Consider the following 21,970-nt stretch of genomic DNA (forward strand, 5'->3'; position numbering starts at 1 on the left):
AATTATTCTAATTTTTATTTTTGATACACCGTTGCGCTATTAGTGGCATAAAAAGTTGTTATCGTTATTGGCTTGGGATAGACGTGCTATTGCTAGTGACGAAAAAACGCAAAAAAGTAGATGGTTTGTAGAATTGTATTGATTGCATTTATATGTTTGTCGATATTTAATCAATATAATTGGTGGGAATGAAAATATGGTACATCTTTTCTGGAAGAAATTTGTCTGTTGAAGAGGATGCGAGTAAACTGCACGCTTTGTTTTCTGTTGGAGTTTTTCGTTCATGAGTGAAATCGCGGATTGGCAGCCAAGCGCCTCAATCGCCAACTTACTGAAAAAGGCGAAAATTGTCAGTAATATTAGGCGTTTTTTCGCTGATCGTGGTGTTTTAGAAGTTGAAACACCGATGATGAGTCAGGCTACCGTTACCGATATTCATCTATGCCCATTTGAAACCCAATTTGTGGGGCCTGGCGCTTCTCAAGGGCTAAAGTTATATTTAATGACCAGTCCTGAATACCATATGAAGCGTCTATTAGCGGCGAACAGTGGGCCAATTTATCAAATGGGGCGTTGCTTCCGTAACGAGGAAGCCGGTAGATATCATAATCCGGAATTTACGATGCTTGAATGGTATCGACCTTGTTTTGATATGTACCGGTTGATGAATGAAGTCGATGATTTATTACAAGAAGTGCTTGATTGTGAAGCGTCTGAATCGCTCTCATATCAACAAGCCTTTTTGCGCTATCTCGATATCGACCCTTTATCTGCAGATAAAGAAAAGTTACGTGAGGTTGCGGCAAAGCTTGATTTATCAAATATTGCTGACACAGAAGAAAATAGAGATACGCTACTGCAATTACTTTTTGTGTCAGGTGTAGAGCCTCATATTGGTCTTGAAAAACCAACCTTTATCTATCATTTTCCTGCTTCACAAGCTTCCCTTGCTGAAATCAGCTCAGAAGATCATCGTGTTGCAGAGCGATTTGAGGTCTATTTTAAAGGTGTTGAGTTAGCAAATGGTTTTCGTGAATTAACGGATGCTAAAGAGCAACGTCTTCGTTTTGAACGTGATAATCGTCAACGTGTTGCCATGGGATTACCTGAACAGCCTATTGATGAGCGTTTTTTAGCTGCGCTTGAAGCTGGATTACCTGAATGTTCAGGGGTTGCTTTAGGCGTTGATCGCCTGATTATGCTCGCACTCGGTGTTGAGCGCATTAGTGATGTGATTGCTTTCCCTGTTTATAGAGCATAATTTATTTGCTAATCAGATTAAAAAGAGAGTTTAGGCTCTCTTTTTTAATATGAATAATATGGAAAAATACGAAAAATTGGTAAACGAGCATTTAAACGAGCATAAAATTAGCCTAAAACACAATATACTGTGATAACAAACGAGTAAAGCGTATGGATAATCGGAGCGATTTTCACTATGAGACACGGTGAGAGTAGCAGAGCAACTCAAGGGAAATTATCCTGCCCTTTATTGATAAGAGCAGGATAACAGAAATAAAGGTTATTTAGCTTGTTTTTGTAAGAACTTAACCCCTAAATCAGGGAAATCAGTAAATACCCCTTCGGCACCCGCTTGGTTATAAATAATGTCATAAAGCTGATCGCCATCTTTGGCATATTTAGGTAGTTTATCCACTCGTACCGTAAATGGATGAATGGTTAACTTGTTGGCATGAGCATCGGCGGCCATACCGGTTAAGGTGATTTTATCTGGTGTCGAGTCTTCTTCTACTAACATATGATAATCAGGGCCAATGCCATCAGCATAAGTCGCAATTTCTTTCATGGCGCCAGGTTTAAACATCCAGTCATAACTGTAGTTTGTCCATGTGCCATCTGGTTGTTTTTCATATGTCTCATTCCAATCGGTATAAGCGATTAACTGAACCAGTTTTAAATCCATCCCCATTTGTGGCATCAATTCTGTTTTAATGCGTTTTAGATCGTTAGGATCAAAGGATTGTAGATAAACATTATCGCTCTTTTGGGTATAGCCATACTGTTTTAAGACTTCGAGAACTTTTTTAGTAATGTCTTTCCCTTCTTGTTCATGAAACCAAGGTGCTTTGATCTCAGGATAAATACCAATATCTTGTCCTGTTGATTTGTTTAAGCCTTGGATAAACTCAATTTCTTCTTGGAAAGTGTGGATTCGAAAATCGGATTTTCCCATTGGGAAACGATTTGGATAACTTTGGACTTTTTTACCGTCAACAATATCGAAACCTTCGGTAAATTTCAGTCCTTTGATCTCATCAAGAGTAAAATCGATAGCATAGTAACGGCCATCTTTTCTTGCTCTGTCTGGATAGCGTTCAGCAACATCGGTGACACGATCGAGATAGTGATCATGCAAGACAACCAGTTGGTTATCTTTTGTCATCACCAGATCTTGTTCTAGATAATCGGCACCTTGTGCATAGGCGAGTGCTTTGGCAGGTAAGGTGTGTTCAGGTAAATAACCGCTGGCACCACGATGGGCAATCACTACTTTATCGCTTGCTGCTTGTGCGATTGTACTTAAAGATAGAGTTAAAAGAACGCCCGCCACTAACGGTTTCAGTTTGAAAGGTGTACTCATAAAGTTGCTCCATTTTCATTTTCGTACAATAAAGCTATGTACAGTTGGCAATAAAAAAGCCACATCAGAAAGTTGATGTGGCTTGATTTTTAGAGATGAGATTTGATCAATTTCATAAATAATCAGTTAATGATTATTCATACTTCTGTGACATTTCACGTTTGTGTTTGGTTTCACTTATCATCACGATAAGTAATAACACAACAGATAATGCACTACCGCCGATCATGACCATAAAGCCACCGTCCCAACCGAAGTAGTCAACGGTATAACCTACGATAGCACTTGCCGCAACAGAACCCCCTAAGTAACCGAACAGACCGGTGAAGCCCGCAGCGGTACCCGCAGCTTTTTTCGGCGCTAATTCAAGGGCGTGCAGACCAATTAGCATAACAGGACCATAGATTAAGAAACCAATGATTAACATACATGCCATATCAATGTTCGGGTTACCTGCTGGGTTCATCCAGAATACGATAGTGGCAATGGTTACTAAGGTCATAAAGAATACCCCAGTTGCACCACGGTTACCTTTGAACACTTTATCTGACATCCAACCACACAGCAGTGTGCCCGGAATACCTGCGTATTCATATAAGAAGTATGCCCATGAGGATTTATCCATGGCGAAATCTTTGACTTCGCGAAGATAAGTTGGAGACCAGTCCAATACGCCGTAACGAAGTAAGTAAACAAATACGTTAGCAATTGCAATCATCCACAGAAGTTTGTTAGGGAAAACATACTTCATAAAGATTTCTTTTGCTGTCAGTTCTTGTTCGTCTGTTTCTTTATAATCAGGTGGATAATCGTTTTTATATTCTTCGATAGGAGGTAGACCACAAGATTGTGGTGTATCGCGCATTAATGCAAACGCAATCATCGCTACTAAAATAGCCGCGAATGCTGGCATATATAATGCTGCTTTCCAGTCGTTAAACCATGCCATACCTAACAGGAACAGCAATGGCGGTAAACCACCACCGACGTTATGAGCACAGTTCCAAATAGAGACGATACCGCCACGCTCTTTTTGTGACCACCAGTGAACCATGGTACGTCCACAAGGAGGCCAACCCATACCTTGGAACCAACCACACAGGAACAACAGCACGAACATGATCATAATGCTCGAAGTTGCCCATGGCACAAAGCCCATAATTAACATCACAATGGATGCAAGAATAAGACCTGCGGGTAAGAAGTAACGCGGGTTAGCACGGTCAGAGAATGACCCCATGATAAACTTAGAGAAACCGTAAGCAATCGAGATCCCTGATAAAGCAAAACCCAGATCCCCTTTAGAGAATCCCTCTTCAACGAGGTAAGGCATTGCTAAAGCGAAGTTTTTCCTTACTAAATAATAAGCAGCGTAACCAAAGAAAATCCCCATAAAGATTTGCCAACGTAAACGGCGATAGACAGGATCTATCTGTTCCTTTGGCAGACGCGCTTTATGCGGCGCAGGTCTAAACAGACTTAACATATTAGCCTCCGATGGCTTTTATTTTAATATGTTGATATTAAATAATGACAAAACGAACAACAAAGTAATCAAAAAATTTTCTTTAACGAACGTAATAGTAAACTTGTTGAAGCAAATTTACTGTGAAGTAATACTCAGTTGTCGAATAATTTTTCAAGATGTGTAATTTTGAGTGATATGTTAACTTTATGAAACACTTTCTGGTAAATAATTTGTGATTAGTATCACATATGTCGTTTTAATTTTTCACTCATGAGCGTTTCTCTTTCGTTTTTGCTCATTATCAAACATTAACCACATTTTTTGTGTATCTTATACACTATAATTAACGTTAAAGAATAATTAAGCGTTTGCTGAATGTAATGTGAGAGGGCATCTCTATGATGAGCGGTTCACCAGTGACAGAAACAGATGTCATTATTATCGGCGGTGGAGCTACGGGGGCAGGCATGGCAAGAGACTGTGCTCGTCGTGGATTACGCTGTATCCTACTGGAAAGACACGATATCGCAACCGGTGCAACCGGTCGAAACCATGGTTTATTACATAGTGGCGCACGCTATGCAGTGACCGATCCGGAATCAGCGCGTGAGTGTATAGAAGAAAACATGATCTTAAAACGGGTCGCTCGTCATTGTGTTGAAAAAACGGATGGCCTTTTTATTACTCTCCCTGAAGATTCGTTAGAATTCCAACAAACCTTTATTCAATCTTGCCAAGCGGCAGGTATTGATGCTCAAGCCATTTCACCTGAAGAAGCTATTCGCTTAGAGCCTTCGGTGAATCCTAATCTTATTGGTGCGGTTAAAGTACCTGATGGTACGGTTGATCCTTTCCGCTTAACGGCGGCCAATATGTTAGATGCACGTGAACATGGCGCGCAAGTACTCACTTATCATGAAGTGATGGGCTTGATCCGTGAAGGCGACCGTGTGAAAGGTGTACGTGTTTATGATCATCAATCTAAAAATATGTATGAGATCCGCGCACAAATAGTGGCCAATGCCGGAGGAATATGGGGACAAAAAATTGCAGAATATGGTGATTTAAAAGTCCGCATGTTCCCAGCAAAAGGGGCATTACTGATTTTAGGACACCGTATCAATAATATGGTGATCAACCGCTGTCGTAAGCCTGCGGATGCCGATATTTTAGTGCCTGGCGATACCATCTCATTAATAGGAACCACCTCAACTCGCGTTCCTTATGATGAAATCGACAATATGTATGTCACCCCTGAAGAGGTTGATATCCTGATCCGTGAAGGTTCAATGCTGGCACCTAAACTGGCTCAAACTCGTATTTTACGTGCTTATGCCGGTGTACGTCCTTTAGTGGCCAGCGACGATGATCCTTCTGGTCGTAATGTGAGCCGCGGTATTGTATTACTTGACCACGCACAACGGGATGGACTCGAGGGCTTTATCACCATAACGGGTGGTAAATTAATGACTTACCGATTAATGGCTGAATGGGCCACAAACAAGATCTGTGAGAAATTAAATATTTCAGCAAAATGTACCACGGCTGAAGAGCCATTGCCTGGCTCTCGCCAATCGGCAGAGCAAGCATTGCGTAGTGTGGTGTCGTTACCGGCGCCAATTCGAGGCTCAGCGGTTTATCGTCATGGCGATTTAGCCAATAAACTATTGAGTAATGAGCGTATTGATAAAAGCTTAGTGTGTGAATGTGAAGCGGTCACGGCCGGTGAAGTTCGTTATGCAGTGAATTCTTTAACCGTGAATAATTTGCTTGATTTACGCCGTCGTACTCGTGTGGGAATGGGAACTTGCCAAGGTGAGTTATGTGCTTGTCGCGCAGCAGGATTATTAAATCGTTTACAAGTCACAACGCCTCATGGCTCCGAACAACAACTTGCCCATTTTCTAAATGAACGTTGGAAAGGTATTCGTCCTATCGCATGGGGTAATGCGTTACGTGAAAGTGAGTTTACCAGTTGGGTGTACCAAGGTTTATGTGGCTTAGATGCCGATATGATTGATAAAACAGCTTCAGTGGAGGCCGATGATGAAATTTGACGTTATCATTATAGGAAGCGGATTAGCGGGACTGACTGCGGGGATCCGCCTTGCTGAAGCGGGCAAATCTTGCGCCATTATCAGTAATGGACAAAGTGCGTTACATTTTTCATCTGGATCACTGGATTTATTAACGCATCTTCCTGATGGCACGCCAGTTTCTCATCCGAAACAAGCGTTATCAACACTGGCACAACAAGCACCAGAGCACCCATATAGTCGTATTGGTGAAGCAAATGTCACTCAATTGATAGAGCAAGCGCAAACGCTGTTATCAACAACGAGAAATTTAGACTATAAAGGTAACGGTGATGAAAACCATTACCGTATTACCCCGGTTGGACGTTCTCGCATGAGTTGGATGAGCCCACAGCGCGTGCCGACTTATAGCGTTAATCAACCATTCCCATGGAAAAAAATAGCGGTGGTGGGGATTGAGGGATTCTTGGATTTTCAACCTCAGTTTGCAAGTAGTACTTTAAATGAACAAGGTATTAAGGCCATTCCTTATCACATTCATTTACCTTTATTGGATAGACTACGTGATAATCCAAGTGAATTTAGAGCAATTAATATTGCGCGCTATTTAGATAAGCCTGAAAACACGCAAGCATTAGCAGAAGAATTAATTAAACACATAGATAATAGTGTTGAGGCGATTGTACTACCTGCATGTATCGGGCTAGATGAAGAAGCGCCAGTTAATTTATTACAAGAGTGTGTGGGTAAACCAATTTGTCTATTACCGACATTACCGCCTTCATTATTAGGTATTCGCCTACATCAGGCACTAAAACTGCGTTTTCAACAAGCAGGTGGTTTGATCATGCCGGGTGATCGCGCAGAAGAAGCCGATTTAGTTGGTAATAAGGTTGTCGGTATTCATACCCGTAATCATACTGATATCCCTATCCGTAGCGAGCATGTCGTATTAGCCACAGGCAGTTTTTTCAATAATGGCTTAATTGCGGAATTTGATCGTATTTACGAGCCATTAATGGAATTAGATTTGTTAGAAAGCTTACCGCGTAATGAGTGGACACAAGTCAATGTGTTTGCCAAACAGCCTTATATGCGATTTGGTGTTAATACAGATAGTCAATTAAGACCGTTAAAATATGGTGAAGCGTTAGACAATGTCTATGCGGTGGGGGCGCTTTTAGGTGGTTTTGATCCTCTAAATGAAGGCTGTGGTGCAGGTGTCTCCATGATAAGTGCACTCTATGCAGCTCAACAAATATTACAGAGTGATAAATCGCAGCACACCACATCTGCGGCTGTGGAGGCAGTACTATGAGTTTACAAGATACCAGTTTTGAAAGTTGCATTAAATGTACAGTTTGTACAACCTATTGTCCTGTGGCAAAGGTCAATCCACTCTATCCTGGGCCTAAACAAGCAGGCCCTGATGGTGAGCGTTTACGCTTAAAAGATCCCATGCTTTATGATGAAGCACTGAAATACTGTACTAACTGTAAACGTTGTGAAGTGGCATGTCCTTCAGATGTAAAAATAGGGGATATCATTTCCCGTGCTAAACTTAACTACAATCCTAAAACACCTAAAATTCGTGATGCTATTTTAAGTCATACTGATTTAATGGGAACGCTCTCTACGCCAATGGCGCCGATTGTTAACACTATTACCGGATTAAAACCAGTACGTAAAATCTTGGATAAAGCGCTTAAAATCGACCATCGTCGTGAATTACCCAAATACTCTTTTGGTACATTTAGAACATGGATGAAAAAACAGGTTGAAGAGCAAGCACGCTTTAAAGATCAGGTTGCGTTTTTCCACGGTTGCTATGCTAACTACAATCACCCTCAATTAGGGAAAGATTTAGTTAAAGTATTCAATAAAATGAATATTGGTGTTCAACTATTAAAACGTGAAAAATGTTGTGGTGTTGCATTAATTGCCAACGGCTTTGTGAAACAAGCGAAAAAACAAGCTACCGTAAACCTTGAATCTCTGACAGAAAAAATTGTGGAGAACAACATTCCGGTTGTTGCTACATCTTCTACTTGTACTTTCACTATTCGTGATGAATATGAACATATTCTAGATATCGATACCTCAAAAGTACGGGAAAATATAGAATTAGCAACACGTTATATTTATCGGTTATTGGAAGAAGGGCGTGAATTACCATTAAAACATACCCCATTAAAAGTGGTTTATCATACCCCTTGCCATATGGAAAAAATGGGGTGGGCGGCTTACTCCATTGATTTAATCAAACGTATTCCTGGGGTAGAAGTGATTGTATTAGATTCACAATGTTGTGGTATTGCCGGTACTTATGGTTTTAAATCGGAAAACTACGATGTTGCGCAAGGCATTGGGGCGGGATTATTCCGTCAAATTGAAGAGAGTGGTTGTGATTTAGTCATTACAGATTGCGAAACCTGTAAATGGCAAATAGAAATGTCAACAACCAAAAAATGTGAACACCCAATTAGCTTATTAGCTCGGGCATTGTAGAAAAAATTAATGAGATAACAATAACGTAGTCACTGATCACAATAACAAGCAATTTGGGAATAAAAGTCGACCTTTTATTCCCTTTTTTATTACTTTACATCACATCGTGAGTCAACAGGGTACAGAGCACCCTGTTGGCGCCATTAATATTAATCCTTAATATAACCACTCACGCCCTAATTGGTCTGCTGCCATAATCGCCGCAAACACTTTATCGGAATCAACATCAAATGGCATATTGTAAATTGTTTCACCTTCTGCACAGCTTAATTCTGCGACAGCCATGATTTTTTCATTTAATTCATCACCTGTAGCATGTACGCCTAATTCTTCTAAGGTAACAGGTAAGCCAACTTGAACACAGAAATCGAGTACTTCTTCGATCTCTTCTAACGGGCTATTTTCTAGCACTAGTTGAACTAGAGTACCAAAGGCGACTTTTTCACCGTGATACATTGCATGGCACTCTTCTAATGCAGTGAAACCATTATGTATTGCATGTGCGGCGGCTAATCCGGCACTTTCAAAACCAATACCGCTTAAAAAGGTATTTGCTTCGATAATATTTTCAACCGCAGTAGTACACACACTACGGCTGACGGCCAGTTTGGCTTTATAGCCATCTTCAAGTAGGGTGTGATAACAAAGCTCTGCTAATGCCAGTGCTGCAAGGGTGGTTTTACCTCCAGCCATTGTTTGCTTTTGTGCTCGACTACAGGCTCTTGCTTCAAAATAGGTCGCTAAGGCATCTCCCATCCCTGCCACTAATAAACGTGGTGGTGCTGAGGCAATCACATTGGTATCCATAACAACGATATCAGGATTTTTCGGGTAGAAAAGATAGCTATCAAATGCGCCTAATTCTGTATAAATAACAGAAAGTGCGCTAGTAGGGGCATCGGTTGATGCGATAGTAGGAGAGATCACCACAGGTAACTGGCATTTATAGGCGACGGCTTTGGCGGTATCAAGGGTTTTTCCTCCCCCAACACCAATGATAACAAGAGCGGCTTGTTGTTTGGCTATCTCAACTAAGCGGTCAATCTCTTTATGTGTACATTCACCGTGAAACTGTTCAAAGTGTCCATTGACTTCATACTGTGTCATGCTGTCTTTGACGATGCTGCCAGCCAGATCCATGACAAACTTATCAGCGATAATCAATGCTCTCTCACCCAAAGGTTTTGTATATTTCCCAATATGATATAACGCATCAGGCCCTTGGATATACTTCGCTGGGGATTGAATAACTTTTAACATAATAGACTCCTACTATCTTCAAAAGAGTAAAAAATCTTTATGGCGGGGAATATCATCTTAACCGAGATGGAAAAAAGCTGAGATGATCCAGAATACTATTAATAGTTTAATTGATAATAAAAATATTATATTGAAACGGGTTAATGTTTGTATTGCTAGGCAATAAAAGTCTTACTCTTTATCATTCATCAATAGTAGTGCGGTGTCTTCACTTATTATGCTAAATAATGGTATTTATTGCCGGTAGATCAAGGTATTGGTAAAAGTAAGCTAAGGCTTTATTGTGCAAAGAATAAAGCCTTATTGGGGGAGTCAATCAGCTAAGGACGGATTTGAGCATAGCTTTGTTGTTGATTTTCTTGTGCAAAAAAATAGCGCAAAATAAAGTTCAATAATACGCCATAGGCCGGTAAGAAAAACAGCATACAAATCGTCAATTTAAAAGTGTAATCCACAAGCGCTATTTCGACCCAATTGGCCGCCATAAACGCATCTGTACTGCGATAAAAGGCAATAAAAAAGAAGGCAACAGTATCTAAGAAATTACCAAAAAACATCGCTGCACTTGGTGCAACCCACCATTTTTGTTGCTGTCTTAAACGATTAAAGACAGAAACATCCATAATTTGCCCTAACACATACGCCATAAAGCTTGCTGTCGCTATTCTTGCCACCATGATATTAAAATCATTGAGTGAGGCAAAACCTTGCCAACTTCCTTGGAAAAAGAGTGTTGATATTAGGTAGGAAATAGCTAATGCCGGTATCATAACGGCAGTAATAATGCGTCTTGCCAGAGGGGCCCCATAGATACGAACAGTTAAATCTGTCGCTAAGAAAATAAATGGAAAAGTAAATGCACCCCATGTGGTATGGAAGCCAAAAATAGAAATAGGCAATTGAACAAGATAGTTACTAGAAGTAATTATCAATATATGAAATAACGAAAGCCATAATAGCGCCGCCGCTTTTTGGCGGGAGGTAAACCTATACATAAATTGTACCTTTTTAGTGATTGGGGTGAGGGAACCCAATAAAACGTATGATTTTCTCTCATCAGGAGAGGATGCGCATCATACTCTTGTTGCGCAACAAAAGCAAAGATCGGCGATAACTCAACGTGAAGTTGATGAATGTGCCGTGATGTGCGAGGCAAAGCGAGATATAATAGTGCTATCTGTTAGTGCGAAAAAATGGTTAATACAATGAATGCCCAATTTGATGATGCGACAAAAACATTAGATACCTTAGGACTACGTTGTCCTGAGCCTGTTATGTTAGTGCGTAAAACCATAAGAAATATGGCTCAGGGGGAAACACTGTTGGTGATTGCTGATGATCCGGCTACAGTGCGTGATATTCCCGGTTTTTGTCGTTTTATGGAACATGACCTATTACAGCAAGAGACGCAAGCAACACCTTATCGTTATTTGATCCGCAAAAAAGAGGGGCAGCTGTAAATCAGCTTATCTTGTAAAAAACACGCTTATCAAGCGAGATAAAGCATGGCTTGTCTCGCTTGTGGCTCTTTCTTTCAAGGCAAAAGTAGCTCTCCTTGCCTTTTTATACCTCATATAAAATCTATTTACCTCATGAATAAATGCAATGGTTTTATGATGAATTAGTCATGTTTTTTCTAAGAGATTATTTTTCTATATTTATAGGTTTGTGTGAATTAATAGATTTATTGTATTAGTTTCGTATAAGAAACAATTAAAATAATTTTATTTATCTCTTTTGTATTATTGTGAAAATAGTATTTAAAAATGTTTGTTTATTCATCGTTTTAATGATAAAGGGATAATTATTAGTTAATTTTTTGCTCTTTTTATTTTTCCTAAAAATGCTATTTTAGTGTTTTTTATAATAGGGTTTATTTTGTTTAATTTGTTTATTTTCAATAATATGTGTTTTCATTTATTGAAAATGCCACATATTGATAAATTATAATCTTGTTAAAATATCTTGAAAAGTTCATTATTCACAGCGTATTAATAAATACAAAAACCTCTAATAAATAAGGATCTCAACTGTATGTGTTATTAATTTAATATTTAGACTATTTATTTTAATAGCCATAAATAGATGACGTTCTTAATTAATTCGTTGTACCGGAAACCATTCGCATAGGGAGTACGGTATTTTTTTTATCAGCACAATTCCACTAACTATGAAAAAAACAAAACATTTATTTAAAACAAAGGGTTGTAATATTCCTTTTACTTCTGTGATGATGGTAAGTTTTGTCTTAATGGGCTGTAACGATCAATCGACTCAGCCAACCAAGCCTGCTATCCCAGAAGTGGGAGTCTATACTGTCAAAGAGGAAATTCTTCCATTAACGGTCGATTTGCCAGCAAGAACGGCATCTTATCGTGTCTCACAGGTGCGCCCACAAGTCGATGGTATTTTAGAAAAACGTCTATTTACTGAAGGTAGTGATGTTAAAAAAGATCAACCACTGTATCAAATAGATAAAAAACCTTACGAAACTCAGGTAGCTAAAGCACAAGCGGCTTACGATAATGTGAAAAAATTAGCTGCCCGTTATAAATCTTTACGTGCCACTAATGCCATTAGTCAGCAAGAATATGACGATGTAGTTTCACGCCTTGATCAAGCTAAAGCCGATTTAAATCAAGCAAAGATTAACCTTGGCTATACCCAAGTTTTATCACCTATTAGCGGCAAAATCAGTCGCTCTTTTGTTAGTGAAGGGGCATTAGTGAGTAGTGGACAAAGCCAGCCATTAGCGACCATCACACAGCTTGATCCTATCTATGTGGATATTACTCAACCTATTACTAACCAACTGAAATTAAAGTCACTGATCCAACAAGGTGTCGTCACTGATAGTGAAGATAAAATGGATGTGACGCTGTTTTTAGAAGATGGCTCTCAGTACCCTTATACCGGTACATTAAGTTTTTCCGAAGTCCAAGTTGAGCCAAGTACAGGCTCAGTGACATTACGCGCCAAATTCCCTAATCCACAGCACCAATTATTACCAGGAATGTATACCAAAGCTCGTATTATGCAAGGAACTCAAGAGAAAGCGATTGTTGTGCCACAACAAGCGATTACCTTTGATGCCCGTGGTAAATCCATCACATATATCGTTGATCAACAACAAGTATTACAAGCAAGAGATGTTGAAATATTAAAACCACAAGGTAATGGATGGATCATAAAACAGGGATTACAAGCTGGCGATAGGATCATGACAGAAGGTCATCATCGTGCAAAACCGGGCGTAAAAGTCAATGCGGTTCCTGCTAACAACATTTCATTAAAGACCACCTTAGAGTAAGTCTTCATTTAGGTAATACATTATTATGTCTCGATTTTTTATTAATCGGCCAATACTTTCGTGGGTGATGGCTATTGTTATTATGATTGCAGGAGGATTGTCGTTAATAAAACTTCCTGTGAGTCAATATCCTGAAATTGCAGCTCCAGCGATAATGATCACCGCAGTTTATCCCGGTGCATCGGCTGAAACAGTGCAAGACACGGTTGTTCAAGTTATTGAGCAAGAGCTTAGCGGATTAGATGGCTTCCGTTATTTAAGTTCAAATAGTAATACGGATGGTAGCTTTGAAGTTATCGCCACTTTTGAACAAGGTACGGATAGTGATATTGCGTTGATGCAGGTACAAAATAAACTGCAATTAGCAACACCTAAGTTACCCCTTGAAGTACAACGACAAGGGATGAGGGTAGTGAAATTCCAGATTAACTTTATGCAAGTGGTTGCCCTTGTAGATGAATCTGGAAAATTAGATGCCTTTGATTTAGGTAATTACCTTGCCTCACATATGAAAGATCCTATTTCTCGTATTGATGGTATGGGGGATATTCTGTTATTGGGATCACCACGCGCTATGCGTATTTGGCTTGATCCGGATAAACTGACCAATTATCACCTGATGCCGCAAGATATTGCCGCGGCTATCCAAGATGAGAATGTACAGGTGTCTGCCGGGCAGTTAGCGGGCTTACCGGCATTAAAAGGTGTTGAGTTAAACGCAACCATTACCAGCGCATCACGTATGGTATCAGTAGATGAATTCAACCATATTCTATTAAAAGTGAATCTTGATGGCTCACAAGTTCTGTTACAAGATGTAGCGAAAGTCGAAGTAGGGGCAGATAATTTCTCTATTTCAAGCTTATACAATGGTAAACCGTCTGCGGGTATGGCTATGCGCTTAGCGCCCGGAGCTAACCTACTTGATGTATCTAAAAAAGTAAAAGAGGTTGTGGAAGCTCAGTCGCAGTTTTTCCCTCAAGGTGTAAAAGCCCTTTTCCCTTATGACACAACGCCTTCTGTAAAATCGTCCATTAGCTCTGTGGTAAGAACGATTGTCGAAGCTTCCATCTTAGTGTTCTTGGTTATGTTCCTGTTCCTACAAAATATTCGGGCAACCTTGGTACCAACATTGGCTATACCGGTTGTTTTATTAGGAACTTTTGGTGTATTAGCCGCATTAGGTTTAACTATCAACGTATTAACGATGTATGCCATGGTGCTCGCAATCGGCTTGCTGGTGGATGATGCCATCGTTGTGGTTGAAAACGTTGAACGGATCATGCATGAACAGGCGATTTCGGTAAAAGAAGCGACCATTCTCTCGATGACACAAATTCAAGGGGCGTTAGTGGGGATTGGTCTTGTTTTATCAGCGGTCTTTGTGCCAATGGCATTTTTTGGTGGATCGGCTGGGATTATTTATCGCCAGTTTGCAGCGACTATTGTTGTCGCGATGGCATTATCAGTGCTTATCGCATTAACATTTACACCCGCATTATGTGCGTCCATATTGAAAAAACCACAACACAAGGAGAAGAAACGTCGTGGATTCTTCTGGCTGTTCAACCGTTTCTTTGATAGAGGAACTAACTATTACGAGAAGGGGGTACGCAATATCTTGTACCGTCGAGGCCGTTATATGTTTATTTTCCTCATTATTACCGTTGGAACAGGGTGGTTATTTACGCAATTACCTAAAGCTTTCTTACCAAATGAAGACCAAGGGGTTGTGATGATTGAAGTCCGTATGCCAGCAAATAGTACCGCTGAGCGTATGGAACAAACCATGGCAGAATTTAGGGATTATTTACTGACCGAAGAAAAACATCTGGTTAAAACAGTATTTACTGTTAATGGCTTTAACTTTGCAGGTCGTGGTCAAAATGCGGGTATGGCATTTGTTAACTTGGCTGATTGGTCAGAGCGTAAAGGAAAAGGAGAAGATGTTTTCTCATTAGTGGCACGAGCACAGCAACACTTTAACTCTATCCGTGATGGTATGGTTATTGCGTTCCCACCACCTGCTATTATGGAGATGGGGAATGCGATGGGATTTGATTTCTACTTACAAGATAATGCGGGTTTAGGCCATACTGAATTGGTTAAAGCTCGTGATAAATTCCTCGAATTAGCAGCACAAAGTCCAGTATTAACTAATGTTCGCCCGAACGGTAAAAACGATGAACCTCAATTACGTGTTGTGATTGATAAAGAGCGTGCAAGAGCATTACAACTGCGTTTATCTGATATTAACGATACATTATCTGCCGCATGGGGCTCGATGTATGTAAATGATTTTATTGATGAAGGTCGTGTTAAACGTGTTTATCTACAAGGGGAAGCCTCAGCGCGTATGTTGCCAACCGATCTGGATAAATGGCATGTTCGTAATCAGCGCGGTGAAATGATCCCATTCAATGCCTTTGCAACAACACAATGGTATATGGGGCCACCGAAATTAGAGCGTTTTAATGGGCTATCAGCGATTGAGATCTTAGGTGAACCAGCGCCAGGTTACAGTACGGGTGACGCGATGCTGGCAATTGCAGATATTATGAAACAATTGCCATCTGAAATCAGCCTAAGCTACAGCGGTCTGTCTTATGAAGAAATTCAAACACAAGACCAAGCACCTGCATTATATGTGATGACAATTCTGTTTGTTTTCTTAAGCTTAGCGGCACTTTATGAAAGTTGGTCAGTACCTTTCTCTGTCGCTTTAGTGGTGCCATTTGGTATTTTAGGGGCTGTTATCGCGACACTGTTACGAGGTTTATCCTCAGATGTCTATTTCCAAATAGGTTTGATGACCACCATTGGCCTATCAGCGAAAAATGCCATCTTAATTGTTGAGTTTGCTAAACATCTTTATGAGAAGGATGGTAAACCATTAATCGATGCGGCAGCAGAAGCGGCAAGAATGAGACTACGCCCTATCATTATGACCTCACTCGCCTTTACTTTTGGGGTATTACCTATGGCACTTGCTTCAGGCGCAGGGCAAGGTAGTCAGCACTCTGTTGCAACTGGGGTAATTGGCGGTATGCTCGCATCCACTTTCTTGGCTATTTTCTTTGTACCACTGTTCTATGTCTTTGTGGTTAAACTATTTTCACGAAAAAAAGCACATGTGAGTATTGAGGAAATAGATAAGTAATAGAATTATCTCGCAGTGAGATTTAAGCGTTAAAATAACCCAAACCATAGCAATGACTGTGGTTTGGGTTTTATTTTTAGGTTAGTTTAATCTTGGTGAGGAGATTTTAGTTTAACTTTTAATAGTCTTACGGCATTGGCGGTCACTAAAGCTGTTGCTCCTGAGTCAGCCAATACGGCAACCCAAAGTCCAGTAATACCGAATAAACTGGTAACTAAGAATATCGCTTTTAAACCCAATGCTATGGTAATGTTTTCACGGATAATTTTACGTGTTGCACGAGATAGCTGAATAATTTCGGGTAAGCCAGTTAAACGGTTATGGGTTAATGCTGCGTCGGCAGTTTCTAAAGCGACATCTGTACCACTTCCCATCGCAACACCAATGGTAGCCGCTTTCATTGCGGGTGCATCATTAATACCATCACCCACCATCATTGTGTTATGTGTTTGACTGATTTCCATCACTGAGGTGACTTTATCTTCAGGGAGCAATCCTGCACGGAAATCCATACCCAGTTTTTGTGCAATCGCAGCCGCTGCTCTTGGGTTATCACCGGTTAACATCACGGCATTGATATTCATCGATTTCAACACTTTCATTGATTCGATAGCATCGTTGCGCAATGTATCTTGCATCGCAATCACACCAATGAACTGATCTTCTTTTAATACCACGACAACGGTTTTGCCTTCATCTTCAAGACGAGCGACTTGTTGTTGCCATTGTGCAGATAATGGTGTGGTTTCTGATAATTGTGTTGGGGCACTGACCAGAATATGCTGATTATTTAAATAACCTTCAATCCCTTTACCCGCTAAAGCCTTGCGATTATCGGCTTCCACAACATCAATTTGTTGCTCTTGTGCTTTATTAATAATGGCTTTTGCGAGAGGGTGATGAGAGCCAACTTCTACAGAAGAAGCCAACATCAGTAGCTCTTTCTCATTAAAGCCTGCATTTGCTATGACATCAGTGACTTGAGGTTTACCCTCTGTTAATGTGCCTGTTTTATCTAGAGCAACGGTATTGACTGTGCCCAGTTGTTCAAGTGCTGCACCACCTTTAATTAAGGCACCTCGTTTTGTTGCCGCTGCCAGTGCTGATGTAATGGCGGCTGGTGTTGAAATAACCAGAGCACAAGGACAACCAATTAATAACAGTGTTAAACCACGGTAGAACCAAGTTTCCCAAGGTTGAGCGAATAACAAAGGTGGAATAATAATCACTAATGCGGAAAACAGCATAATCAGTGGTGTGTAATAGCGACTGAAACGGTCAACAAAACGTTCAATGGGCGCTTTACGCTCTTCCGCTTCTTCGATCAGTTGTAAAATACGGTCGATGGCATTTTGCCCCTGTTCAGAGACCACTTTCATTTGCACCGAGCGATCAACAGATAAACAGCCTGCAGCGACTTTTTCACCCTGTAAACGTTCGACCGGCACAGATTCACCCGTTAATGCGCTTTCATCAAAACTTGCAAAAGCAGTAATTAATTCGGCATCTGTGGGTAAGCGCGCACCTGGTGCAATTTCAATAATATCGCCGGGGCGCAATTGAGCTACAGGGACTGTCTGTTTTTTACCCTCTTTGATTACCACCGCTTCTTCTGGTACAAGAGCCATTAATGCGCTGACTCCGCGGCGTGCACGACCCGCAGCGTAAGACTCAAGCATTTCGCCAATCATAAACAGCAAAATTACCATTGCCGCTTCTTCGGTGGCATTAATAAACAGTGCCCCAATAGCCGCAACACTCATCAAGGTTTCAATCGCGAATGGGGTACCACTACGAATGAGTCGTAGCGATTTTTTTACAATAGGGAATAACCCGATTAATGTCGTTGCAATAAAGGCAGCGCGACCTGCTTGTGGATCAATAAACTCGGCACCCCAACTTATCGCCATTAAAATCGCTAAGATAATGACGAATGAACTCTCTTTTAAGAGGCTTTGTTTTGCAGGAGGCTGAGATCCCGCTGATGAGATATCAAATAGTTCAAAACCGGCACTTTTAACGGCACTAATCACATCAGTACGTAAATCGGTATCAGCATCGACAACCAGTTTTTCAGTGGCAAACAAGATCTTCGCTTGTTTAACGCCGACCACTTTCAGTACTGCTGTCTCTATCTTTTGCGCGCAGCTTGGGCAATCCATTCCTTGCACTTTCCAACTAAAACGTTGCTGTGCAATTTTTTCAGGCTCTACATTAGAGACAGGGGCGTTGCTGTCACAACAGCCATGGGCATGATCATGACCATCATGAGCGTGATGATTATGCTCATGTTGATGGCCATGATGATGTTCTTCTTCACATTCAGGATCACTCTTATCGATTTTGCTATGAGTGTGTCCACTTTCAGTATGTGAGTGCATACTACTATTATCTGCCTGATTAGAGCAGCATTGAGAGCTTGAACAGCAAGCATCGGTATGTTTATGGTTATCGTGTTGATGAGCGTGTTTAGACATACGCCTCTCCTCGTTCAACAAAGTACAGTTTTATCAATTACCGATACTTTACAGCTTGGAGTAGAGTCCAGAGTCAAGATAAACAGAGCGTATTGATTGTCAAAAAGTGCGGATTTGTTAAATCAATTAATCCCTTGTTTCTATTGATAAAGAAACAAGGGATCAGGGTTTTACAGAAAAAGGGCTCTAACAATAAAGAAGTGACCAATAAAGTAACAGGCACTTACCAGTCCTTTAGAGGCTGAAAAAGAGAAGCGGAAACGGTTGATAAGCCAAATAGAGTAAGCAATTACTAACAAGAGTGAGCCTATCATGATAGAAAAGTTGTAGTCGTTGCTCAGGTAGAAGAATTTCTCTCCTGCAACCCAAAACATCGCAAAAGCCGCTAATAAAGTCAGTAATACAGGAATGGCAAATTTATCCAGTTTAGTCCAGATGATGGCTAACACGATAATTGCGGCAACGATAACAAAACCAAGCAAAGGAAGATAAAAAGAGATTTGTAATGGTAAGGCAAAACTAATTAGGTAGAGAATATAACTTAGGAATAACAAGGCTAAAGAAGGTAGTAAATACTTACCTTCAAACATTTTTAATACATCAGAAAGTAATGTTGCTAATAAAGCGCCGACAATAAGATAACTATTAATGCTATGCTCAGGGACTTGCCATGCCCAAAGGAGTAATAGTAGTAGTGTAATAGGACGGAATAGCCATCGTTGCCAATTAGGGCCACGATACGCGGCATCGATATAAAGCCACCCAGAAAATAAGACAGCGAGAAAAGGCCAACTCATAATATCTTCCTTATTCTTATATAGAGAACTCTTTTATTATTCATAACAGAAAGCATAATTTAAGAATAGCGATTAATGAAGAAACTGGCGTATTAATTAAAATTAACTACAGATAAGCACAATGTGAATTTATAACGATAATAGGAATGAGTGTAATGAATAAAGCGGGAATGTTAGGTATCGCGGTGCTGATTATCATTATCGCTAGCGCAACATATCGTTTTTTTGAGCAAAGAAAACAGCGTATCAGTGATGATAATTCACCCGTTAAATTATATATGGTAGAAGTTGTTGATAAGCAACAAATACCGAAAAACGATCGACGTTCAAGAGAAAATGATGTTAATGGGCCAGAAACAACCTATTACTATCAAGTGACTTTTCGTTTAACAACGGACTCTCAGCAAGATATTATCTTACGTGTGGATAAAACCACTTTCTCAAATGTAGCGCTGGAGATGAAAGGGCGATTATTTATGCAAGGTAGTCGTTTCGTGCAGTTTGAAACCGATGCACCAGATAATGAGAGTGGTAAAACATCAACTAAATAAGCATCAGAGCATAAGAAACTGGGGAGTTAGCGTGTTATCCCCAGTGACTTGAATAGACGATGATTATTGGTTTTTATTTTTTTGTTTTTCTAGATACTCTTTGCGCAACTCTTTTTGTATTCTCAATAGCTCAAAAATACCAAAAAAGAAGATCTTAAATTGGAGTAAGCCAGAAGGTTTTTTATCTTCGGGTTGGCCTGCTTTATACATGGCAATTTGTAAGCCGTGCATAATCACCATAAAGATTAATGCGATATCCATAAAGTACTTTAAAGGTTTAGGGAATGGGGAAATAAGATTTAAACAAAGAAATCCCCACACACCGATCATTAAAAATCGACCTAAAAAGATTAACATAGCAGCTCCATAACAAATTAAGCAGATAAATTGCGAATATAAAGACGATAGGCGACTTGGCCTGCGATTTTTTCTCTATGTAATCGCCAATTTTCTGGTAAAGAATAAACCTGTGCGTTTACTTCTTCTTCAATATAAATATAACAACCTTCGGCTAACCATTGGTTATTTTCTAATAATTGCAGGGTGTTTGCCAACATACCTTGATGAAAAGGAGGATCTAAAAACACCACATCATATGCATTACCTTGTTTAGCTAGATAATTTAACGCACTATCTTGAATAACATGCCCATTATCAGCGCCAAGCAGCGCTAAATTAGCAGTAATTTGTTGCGCGACTTTACGGTCGAACTCAATGAATGTCGTTTCTTTTGCATAGCGAGAGAGTGCTTCAATACCTAGCCCACCACTGCCGGCAAAGCAATCTAAGCAACGAGCGTCCTGAATAACGGGCATAAGCCAATTAAACAGTGTTTCTTTGACTCTATCGGTGGTGGGACGTAATCCTTGGCTATCAAGCACAGGAAGTTTCCGACCACGCCATTTACCTCCGATTATTCTGATTTGTCCCATCGGCGTTTTTTGTGGTTTCTTAGCCATATTTTTCTGATATATATCGTTTAAGCGTGAATTTTGGCGTGTTTTAATGTTTCAAGGAACAAGTTTGTTGATAACTTGATAACTTACCTTGATTTAAGCGCGAATAATTTACCATAAAATTCGTATAAAAGATGCGTTTATCCTCGATCAAATGATAGACTTCATTATTATTTTTAATATCGTCAATGTTATCGCGCCATGATTTAGTGCGAGGAGTTTAGTAGCTAATGGCAAAAGAAAAAAAAGGTTTTTTCTCGTGGCTCGGATTTGGCCGTAATAAAGAAGAAAATACAGCACAAGAGAAAGAACAACAACGTTTAGAGGCCGAACGTGCAGAGCAGGCGCGCTTAGCCGAAGAAGAAGCTCAACGTCAAGCGCAACTAGAAGCTGAACAAGTGCGTTTAGCTGAAGAAGAAGCCCAGCGTCAAGCGCAACTTGAAGCTGAACAAGCACGCCAAGAAGCGCAAAGAGCAGAGGTAGAACGATTAGCTGCTGAACGTGCAGAGCAGGCGCGTTTAGCCGAAGAAGAAGCGCAACGTCAAGCGCAACTTGAAGCTGAACAAGCACGCCAAGAAGCGCAAAGAGCAGAAGCTGAACGATTAGCTGCTGAACGTGCAGAGCAGGCACGTTTAGCCGAAGAAGAAGCGCAACGTCAAGCGCAACTTGAAGCTGAACAAGCACGCCAAGAAGCGCAAAGAGCAGAGGCAGAACGATTAGCTGCTGAACGTGCAGAGCAGGCGCGTTTAGCCGAAGAAGAAGCGCAACGTCAAGTGCAATTAGAAGCTGAACAAGCACGCCAAGAAGCGCAAAGAGCAGAAGCTGAAAAATTAGCTGCTGAACGT

16 protein-coding genes and 1 pseudogene are annotated in these 21,970 nt (G+C 40.4%); 9 read left to right on the forward strand and 8 right to left on the reverse strand.

Annotated elements, in window-relative coordinates; all coding sequences use genetic code 11:
• The first annotated feature begins 283 nt into the window (after nt 1–283).
• Complete coding sequence (gene epmA, locus AACU95_RS01795; protein WP_004245408.1) at nt 284–1,261, forward strand: elongation factor P--(R)-beta-lysine ligase; 978 nt, start codon at nt 284–286, stop codon at nt 1,259–1,261.
• Between the two features lie 261 nt (nt 1,262–1,522).
• Here the strand turns inward: epmA and glpQ are convergent, their stop codons facing one another.
• Together glpQ and glpT are read right to left on the reverse strand one after the other, a co-directional pair.
• A complete protein-coding gene (glpQ, locus tag AACU95_RS01800) occupies nt 1,523–2,602 on the reverse strand; it encodes a glycerophosphodiester phosphodiesterase (protein ID WP_004248870.1) in 1,080 nt (359 codons plus the stop codon).
• A gap of 133 nt (nt 2,603–2,735) precedes the next feature.
• Nucleotides 2,736–4,088 (reverse strand): glycerol-3-phosphate transporter, encoded by a 1,353-nt coding sequence (glpT, locus tag AACU95_RS01805; RefSeq protein WP_017827250.1) that lies wholly within the window; start codon nt 4,086–4,088, stop codon nt 2,736–2,738.
• A gap of 380 nt (nt 4,089–4,468) precedes the next feature.
• On the opposite strand from glpT, the gene glpA reads away from it, so the two are divergent.
• From glpA to glpC, 3 genes are read left to right on the forward strand one after another with little or no spacing between them, the layout of a single operon-like run.
• Nucleotides 4,469–6,127, forward strand: a complete 1,659-nt coding sequence (glpA, locus tag AACU95_RS01810; RefSeq protein WP_004245405.1) for an anaerobic glycerol-3-phosphate dehydrogenase subunit A — start codon at nt 4,469–4,471, stop codon at nt 6,125–6,127.
• On the forward strand, nt 6,117–7,424 hold the full coding sequence (gene glpB / locus AACU95_RS01815) for a glycerol-3-phosphate dehydrogenase subunit GlpB (protein ID WP_161737156.1): 1,308 nt from the start codon (nt 6,117–6,119) through the stop codon (nt 7,422–7,424). Before glpA ends, glpB begins: the two co-directional genes overlap by 11 nt.
• Nucleotides 7,421–8,614: an anaerobic glycerol-3-phosphate dehydrogenase subunit GlpC gene (gene glpC / locus AACU95_RS01820; RefSeq protein WP_036894138.1), complete on the forward strand. Its 1,194-nt coding sequence runs from the start codon at nt 7,421–7,423 to the stop codon at nt 8,612–8,614. Before glpB ends, glpC begins: the two co-directional genes overlap by 4 nt.
• Before the next feature lie 156 nt (nt 8,615–8,770).
• Here the strand turns inward: glpC and AACU95_RS01825 are convergent, their stop codons facing one another.
• Complete coding sequence (locus AACU95_RS01825; RefSeq protein ID WP_004245401.1) at nt 8,771–9,874, reverse strand: glycerol dehydrogenase; 1,104 nt, start codon at nt 9,872–9,874, stop codon at nt 8,771–8,773.
• 320 nt (nt 9,875–10,194) lie between these two features.
• A complete protein-coding gene (locus AACU95_RS01830; protein ID WP_004245400.1) occupies nt 10,195–10,869 on the reverse strand; it encodes a 7-cyano-7-deazaguanine/7-aminomethyl-7-deazaguanine transporter in 675 nt (224 codons plus the stop codon).
• Nucleotides 10,870–11,079: 210 nt separating this feature from the next.
• Between AACU95_RS01830 and tusA the strand changes: the two genes are divergently transcribed.
• The 3 genes from tusA (at nt 11,080) to AACU95_RS01845 (ending at nt 16,344) form a co-directional block, all read left to right on the forward strand.
• Nucleotides 11,080–11,334: a sulfurtransferase TusA gene (gene tusA / locus AACU95_RS01835; protein WP_004245397.1), complete on the forward strand. Its 255-nt coding sequence runs from the start codon at nt 11,080–11,082 to the stop codon at nt 11,332–11,334.
• 710 nt (nt 11,335–12,044) lie between these two features.
• On the forward strand, nt 12,045–13,184 hold the full coding sequence (locus tag AACU95_RS01840; RefSeq protein ID WP_004245395.1) for an efflux RND transporter periplasmic adaptor subunit: 1,140 nt from the start codon (nt 12,045–12,047) through the stop codon (nt 13,182–13,184).
• 25 nt (nt 13,185–13,209) lie between these two features.
• Nucleotides 13,210–16,344 carry an efflux RND transporter permease subunit gene (locus tag AACU95_RS01845; protein ID WP_141192131.1) on the forward strand — a complete coding sequence of 1,045 codons (3,135 nt, stop codon included), beginning with the start codon at nt 13,210–13,212 and terminating at the stop codon, nt 16,342–16,344.
• Between the two features lie 86 nt (nt 16,345–16,430).
• On the opposite strand, the gene AACU95_RS01850 is transcribed toward AACU95_RS01845, so the two are convergent.
• Together AACU95_RS01850 and AACU95_RS01855 are read right to left on the reverse strand one after the other, a co-directional pair.
• Nucleotides 16,431–18,821 (reverse strand): zinc/cadmium/mercury/lead-transporting ATPase, encoded by a 2,391-nt coding sequence (locus AACU95_RS01850; protein WP_017628206.1) that lies wholly within the window; start codon nt 18,819–18,821, stop codon nt 16,431–16,433.
• A gap of 170 nt (nt 18,822–18,991) precedes the next feature.
• Nucleotides 18,992–19,618, reverse strand: coding sequence for a lysoplasmalogenase (locus AACU95_RS01855; RefSeq protein ID WP_004248875.1), 627 nt, complete (start codon nt 19,616–19,618; stop codon nt 18,992–18,994).
• Between the two features lie 146 nt (nt 19,619–19,764).
• On the opposite strand from AACU95_RS01855, the gene AACU95_RS01860 reads away from it, so the two are divergent.
• Complete coding sequence (locus AACU95_RS01860; RefSeq protein WP_017827656.1) at nt 19,765–20,169, forward strand: DUF2500 family protein; 405 nt, start codon at nt 19,765–19,767, stop codon at nt 20,167–20,169.
• Between the two features lie 63 nt (nt 20,170–20,232).
• Here the strand turns inward: AACU95_RS01860 and AACU95_RS01865 are convergent, their stop codons facing one another.
• Nucleotides 20,233–20,526 (reverse strand): DUF1145 family protein, encoded by a 294-nt coding sequence (locus AACU95_RS01865; protein WP_004248877.1) that lies wholly within the window; start codon nt 20,524–20,526, stop codon nt 20,233–20,235.
• 17 nt (nt 20,527–20,543) lie between these two features.
• Complete coding sequence (gene rsmD, locus AACU95_RS01870; RefSeq protein ID WP_004248878.1) at nt 20,544–21,128, reverse strand: 16S rRNA (guanine(966)-N(2))-methyltransferase; 585 nt, start codon at nt 21,126–21,128, stop codon at nt 20,544–20,546.
• Between the two features lie 227 nt (nt 21,129–21,355).
• On the opposite strand from rsmD, the pseudogene AACU95_RS01875 reads away from it, so the two are divergent.
• A pseudogene (locus tag AACU95_RS01875) lies at nt 21,356–21,970 on the forward strand (signal recognition particle-docking protein FtsY); the annotation flags it as partial.

The organism is Proteus sp. G4415 (genome assembly GCF_963896075.1).
GTDB lineage: Bacteria > Pseudomonadota > Gammaproteobacteria > Enterobacterales > Enterobacteriaceae > Proteus > Proteus mirabilis.

Excerpts from the sequence above, each read along its gene's own strand:
- epmA (WP_004245408.1), top strand. The coding sequence starts at position 284 with ATGAGTGAAATCGCGGATTGGCAGCCAAGCGCCTCAATCGCCAACTTA.
- glpQ (WP_004248870.1), bottom strand. The coding sequence starts at position 2,602 with ATGAGTACACCTTTCAAACTGAAACCGTTAGTGGCGGGCGTTCTTTTA.
- glpT (WP_017827250.1), bottom strand. The coding sequence starts at position 4,088 with ATGTTAAGTCTGTTTAGACCTGCGCCGCATAAAGCGCGTCTGCCAAAG.
- glpA (WP_004245405.1), top strand. The coding sequence starts at position 4,469 with ATGATGAGCGGTTCACCAGTGACAGAAACAGATGTCATTATTATCGGC.
- glpB (WP_161737156.1), top strand. The coding sequence starts at position 6,117 with ATGAAATTTGACGTTATCATTATAGGAAGCGGATTAGCGGGACTGACT.
- glpC (WP_036894138.1), top strand. The coding sequence starts at position 7,421 with ATGAGTTTACAAGATACCAGTTTTGAAAGTTGCATTAAATGTACAGTT.
- AACU95_RS01825 (WP_004245401.1), bottom strand. The coding sequence starts at position 9,874 with ATGTTAAAAGTTATTCAATCCCCAGCGAAGTATATCCAAGGGCCTGAT.
- AACU95_RS01830 (WP_004245400.1), bottom strand. The coding sequence starts at position 10,869 with ATGTATAGGTTTACCTCCCGCCAAAAAGCGGCGGCGCTATTATGGCTT.
- tusA (WP_004245397.1), top strand. The coding sequence starts at position 11,080 with ATGAATGCCCAATTTGATGATGCGACAAAAACATTAGATACCTTAGGA.
- AACU95_RS01840 (WP_004245395.1), top strand. The coding sequence starts at position 12,045 with ATGAAAAAAACAAAACATTTATTTAAAACAAAGGGTTGTAATATTCCT.
- AACU95_RS01845 (WP_141192131.1), top strand. The coding sequence starts at position 13,210 with ATGTCTCGATTTTTTATTAATCGGCCAATACTTTCGTGGGTGATGGCT.
- AACU95_RS01850 (WP_017628206.1), bottom strand. The coding sequence starts at position 18,821 with ATGTCTAAACACGCTCATCAACACGATAACCATAAACATACCGATGCT.
- AACU95_RS01855 (WP_004248875.1), bottom strand. The coding sequence starts at position 19,618 with ATGAGTTGGCCTTTTCTCGCTGTCTTATTTTCTGGGTGGCTTTATATC.
- AACU95_RS01860 (WP_017827656.1), top strand. The coding sequence starts at position 19,765 with ATGAGTGTAATGAATAAAGCGGGAATGTTAGGTATCGCGGTGCTGATT.
- AACU95_RS01865 (WP_004248877.1), bottom strand. The coding sequence starts at position 20,526 with ATGTTAATCTTTTTAGGTCGATTTTTAATGATCGGTGTGTGGGGATTT.
- rsmD (WP_004248878.1), bottom strand. The coding sequence starts at position 21,128 with ATGGCTAAGAAACCACAAAAAACGCCGATGGGACAAATCAGAATAATC.